The sequence below is a fragment of the Actinoplanes sp. NPDC048791 genome, assembly GCF_040650095.1.
Taxonomy (GTDB): domain Bacteria; phylum Actinomycetota; class Actinomycetes; order Mycobacteriales; family Micromonosporaceae; genus Actinoplanes.
The window spans coordinates 1-4,499 of the sequence record NZ_JBEZGQ010000716.1 but is presented as its reverse complement, the minus strand read 5'-3'; the positions used below and the strand labels follow the sequence as shown (position 1 = coordinate 4,499).

The following is a 4,499-nucleotide window of genomic DNA, read 5'->3' as shown; positions in this document are numbered from 1 at the left end:
CGCAGCCCAGGCCGCGACCACGGCGGCCCAGGCCATGCCGCAGGGCGGTGCGGCTCCGCGGGTCAAGACCAAGATCCCGGTCACCGGTACGGCGGGAGCAGCCGTACCGGCGTTCTCGGGGATGCCGCCCGGTGACGACAAGACGATTCTTCCCGGCGTACCCACGCTTGATCTGCCCTCGTCGCCGACGGCGGCCGCGCCGGAGCTCCCGGCCGGTCCGTCCTCCGGGATCGTCGCGGCGGAGCCGGTCGCGGCGATGCGCCCGCTGCCGGAGTCGCAGCCGATCGGTCTGCTCGCGGTGATCGCCACGGTGAGCGTGCTGGGCGTAGCAATCGGAATAATTCGGGCAATTGTGTCGCAACGTGCATCTCGGGCAAGCGTCGCGTAGACTACTCCACAGCAAGCTCCGCGGGGCGGCCGTTCCAACCTCATCGGTGTGGTCGTTCCTCCCCAGGTCCCACCCAGCGAATGCGGACCGGACGCCCCGCGGCTTCCACCTCGAAGGGCCTCGTCTGTGGACGGGGCCCTTTTTGGGCGTCAGGCCGGCTCCGGGTATGCTGGCTCGGTTCGCAACAGGTCTGCCGTGGGCGCCGCCCACGGTTTTCTGTTGCGGGCGACACAAGACCTCCTGCCACGGAGAGACCGTGGCCGTTCAGCCCACAGGAGGTGAGAACGTCTTGCGTCATTACGAACTCATGGTGATCCTCGACCCCAGTCTCGAGGAGCGCACCGTTGCACCGTCGCTCGACACGTACCTGAACGTGATCCGCACCGCGGGCGGCTCGGTGGAGAAGCTCGACGTGTGGGGCCGTCGCCGGCTCTCGTTCGAGATCAACAAGAAGGCCGAAGGCATCTACGCCGTCGTCGACCTGCAGGCGACGCCGGAGGCCGTGGCCGAGCTGGACCGTCAGCTCCGGCTGAACGAGTCGATCCTGCGTACCAAGGTCATCCGGCCCGAGACCCGCTGACGGTCGTTTTTGTCAGGGGGCTCTGGGAGCCTCCTTGCGAAAACGCATGAAGCGGCGAGGAGAAGATCATGGCAGGAGAAACCACCATCACGGTCGTCGGTAACTTGACCGACGACCCTGAGCTGCGCTTCACCCCCTCGGGGGCGGCGGTCGCCAAGTTCCGCATCGCTTCGACGCCGCGGACGATGGACCGGCAGTCGGGCGAATGGAAAGACGGCGAGCCACTCTTCCTCGCGTGCAACGTCTGGCGTGACGCTGCTGAGCACGTCGCCGAGTCGCTGCAGCGTGGCGCTCGGGTGATCGTGCAGGGCCGGCTGCGCCAGCGGTCCTACGAGACCCGCGAGGGCGAGAAGCGCACCGTCTATGAGCTCGAGGTCGACGAGATCGGCCCGTCCCTGCGCTACGCCACGGCGAAGGTGCAGAAGATGTCCCGGTCCGGCGGCGGCGGTGGGGGCGGCTTCGGCGCCTCCGGCGGCGGCGCTGGTGGTGGCAACCGGCAGCCCAGCGGCGGCGGAGGCGGCAACAACTTCGACGACCCCTGGGCCACGGCGGCCCCGGCTTCCAGCTCCCGTCCCGCCGCTGGCGGCGGTGGCGGCAGCAACTCCTCGTTCGACGACGAGCCACCTTTCTAAGCCCTTACGGGTCATGATTTCAGGAGTCAAGAGCTATGGCTAAGGCTGCGGCACTTCGCAAGCCGAAGAAGAAGGTGAACCCGCTCGACAAGGACGGGATCACCTACATCGACTACAAGGACACCGCGCTGCTGCGCAAGTTCATCTCCGACCGCGGCAAGATCCGCGCTCGGCGGGTCACCGGCGTGACCTCGCAGCAGCAGCGGCAGATCGCCCGCGCGGTCAAGAACGCCCGTGAGATGGCGCTCCTGCCGTACACGGCCACGGCGCGCTGAGGGGAGGCACCGATATGAAGATCATCCTCACGCAGGAAGTGTCGGGCCTCGGCACCCCCGGCGATGTCATCGAGGTCAAGAACGGCTACGGCCGTAACTACCTGCTGCCGCAGGGCTTCGCGATCCAGTGGAGCAAGGGCGCCGAGAAGCAGGTCACGGTCATCAAGCGGGCGCGCGACGCCCGCGAGATCCGCGACCTGGGCCAGGCCAACGAGGTCAAGGGCCAGCTCGAGGGCCTGAAGGTCACCCTGCAGGCGCGCTCCGGCACCGGTGGCCGCCTGTTCGGCTCGATCACCCCGGCCGAGATCGTGGACGCGGTCAAGTCCGCGGGCGGTCCGGCTCTCGACCGGCGCCGCCTGGAACTGACGGCCCCGATCAAGACCACGGGCGCTTACAAGGTCCAGGTCAAGCTGCACCCCGAGGTGACCGCGTCGTTCCCCGTGAACGTCGTCGCCGCCAAGTAAGACGCTTCACCGCTTCACGCCTCACGCTGAGCGCGCCGGCCCTTCGGGGTCCGGCGCGCTCTGTCGTTTCCGGCCCTTGGCTGGCTCGCTTCGGCCGTCGGCCTGCTTCGGAGCTTGGCTTGCTTCGGCCGTCGGCCTGCTTCGGAGCTCGGCTTGCTTCGGCTTTGCCTGCTGTAGAGCTGGGCTCGCCTCGACTGGCCTGCTTCGCGTCTTGGCTTATCTTGACCTTCTGCCGGCTTTAGCTTTGCCTGCTTCGGAGCTGGGCTGGTTTTGCTCGTCAGCTGAGGGATTGACCGGTGATGGCGGAGGTCAGCACGGTCGCCAGGCCGCCGCCCATCACCGCGGCGGCGAGGCCGACACTGGCTGCCTTCCAGGAGCCGCTCGCCCAGCGCAGGCCCACCGCCACCAGCATGCTCAGCACCAGGGACAGGCCGAACTGCGGGGCGGCGCCGGCCAGGGTGTCGAGCGCGTGCGCCTGCTGGCTGCCGTTGAGCACGAGCATGTAGAGCACGAAGAGGACGACTGGCACGCCGTACCAGACGACCGTGTAACCCACGGCCGCGAGCGGACCGCCGGTGTCCTCCTCGAGTTCCTCATCCGGTTCGAGCAGGTCGTTCTGTCGCGCCGACGGCGACGGCAGTGTGCTGACCGGGCGCCGCTCGTAGGTACCGGCGGCCGAAGCCACAGCACCGCGCGGTGGCCACTGGGTGTCCGGCGGGTCCTGCCACCGGGCCCCCGTACGCTGAATGACCTCCGTGGCACCCTCGGCGGCCGAATTCGCGGCCGGCACCTTCACCGACGCCGCGGCACCGTTCTTGGACGGCGGCCGGAACGGCACGAAGTCAGCCGTGCTGATCCGCCGCGACTCACCGTCGGCCAGATCGCTGTCGGCGCTGAGCTCGCGCCGCCAGTCCCCGGTGCTGTGCTCGCGGTAGGTCGCCGAGCCACGGACGGGACCCTCCGCCTCAGCTTCCCGCCACGCCCCCGGCTCGCGGGGCCGGATCTCGGTCACCGCGTCGCTGACCAGCGGCGGTTCGCCCTGCTCGGCGCGCAGCTGGTTGCGCCAGGCGTCGGTGCGGGCGGCGGCCTGGGCATCGGCCCGCCAGGCACCGGGCTGGGACGATACCGGCGCGGCCGCCGTGCCGGACACGGGACGCGTGGGTGTGCCGCCGTCGCGGCGCAGGGAGTCGGGTCCCGGCACGGATGCAGCGCCGCGGGGGCGCTGGTCCGGCGGCGCGGACGTCGGATCGGCATCACGCTGCCAGGAGGCGGGCTGGGCGGAAACCGGGCTGTCGTAAGCCGCTTCACCCAGATCAGGCGCGGCGGCACGCCGGCGCGGGTCCGGTGGCGCCGAGAACGGCTGGTCGGCCTCCCGCGACCGGTATCCGGACGCCATGTCCTCGCGGTCCCGGGTCGCGGGCTGGGCGGAGACAGGCATGTCCCGCTCGCGGTCCCAAGCTCCGGGCTGGGCTGACACCGGTGCGTCCCGGTCCCACGGGCCGGGCTGGGCCGATACGGGCATGTCCCGTTCGCGGTCCCAAGCTCCCGGCTGGGCTGATGCCGGCGCGTCCCGGTCCCAGGTGCTCGGCTGCGCGGAGACCGGCATGTTGCCGTCGCGCTGTCGCGTCAGGGACTGCGGAGGGATCGGTCTGGTCGGGGGTTCGCCGTCGCGGCGCCAGACCTCGGGGTCGAGCGGCGGTTCGGCGCTCGCCGTCAGTTGCAGACGCGTCGAACGGGGCTCGGCCGTGCGGCGCCGGCCACCCCGGTCCTCGTCGGCCGGCTCGCTGCGGAAGCGCGCGGACTCGTCCCGGTCACGTCGGGAGACCGCCTCGCTGCTCTCGATGGCGCGTCGGCCGCCGCCGTTACCGCGATCGTCGTCGCGGGGACCTCGGCGCGGGCCTCGGTCATCGTCCTCGTCTTCCTCGTCCTCGAGCTCCTGCCGGTGCCACTGGCCGGTGTCGCTGTCGCGCAGCCACACGTCCGACTCAGGGTCCCGGTTCCAGGCGCCGGACGCGAGTTCCTGCTGCCAGCTGGTGTCCCGTTCGCGACGGCGGCTCCGGTCCGCGTACTCCCGGGGGGCTTCCGGTCCGCGCTCGAACTCCGGGCGCGACCGTCCGCGCGGTCCTTCCGGACCGCGGGGGATGCCGCCGCTGCGCTGGC

General features: G+C 70.8%; 6 protein-coding genes. 5 read left to right on the top strand and 1 reads right to left on the bottom strand.

Features of this window, described 5'->3' with window-relative positions:
- The 5 genes from AB0C29_RS35310 to rplI form a co-directional block, all read left to right on the top strand.
- Positions 1–388 (top strand): hypothetical protein (locus tag AB0C29_RS35310; protein ID WP_360829749.1); only part of this gene is annotated, 388 nt, incomplete at its 5' end.
- 289 nt (positions 389–677) lie between these two features.
- Positions 678–968, top strand: coding sequence for a 30S ribosomal protein S6 (gene rpsF / locus AB0C29_RS35305; protein ID WP_023563150.1), 291 nt, complete (start codon positions 678–680; stop codon positions 966–968).
- A 68-nt stretch (positions 969–1,036) separates the two neighbouring features.
- Complete coding sequence (locus tag AB0C29_RS35300) at positions 1,037–1,600, top strand: single-stranded DNA-binding protein (RefSeq protein WP_212992383.1); 564 nt, start codon at positions 1,037–1,039, stop codon at positions 1,598–1,600.
- A gap of 35 nt (positions 1,601–1,635) precedes the next feature.
- Positions 1,636–1,875, top strand: coding sequence for a 30S ribosomal protein S18 (rpsR, locus tag AB0C29_RS35295; protein WP_007073789.1), 240 nt, complete (start codon positions 1,636–1,638; stop codon positions 1,873–1,875).
- A gap of 14 nt (positions 1,876–1,889) precedes the next feature.
- Complete coding sequence (rplI, locus tag AB0C29_RS35290; RefSeq protein ID WP_360546620.1) at positions 1,890–2,339, top strand: 50S ribosomal protein L9; 450 nt, start codon at positions 1,890–1,892, stop codon at positions 2,337–2,339.
- A gap of 277 nt (positions 2,340–2,616) precedes the next feature.
- On the opposite strand, the gene AB0C29_RS35285 is transcribed toward rplI, so the two are convergent.
- Positions 2,617–4,499, bottom strand: a 1,883-nt coding sequence (locus AB0C29_RS35285) for a hypothetical protein (RefSeq protein WP_360829745.1), incomplete at its 5' end; no start/stop codon positions are given.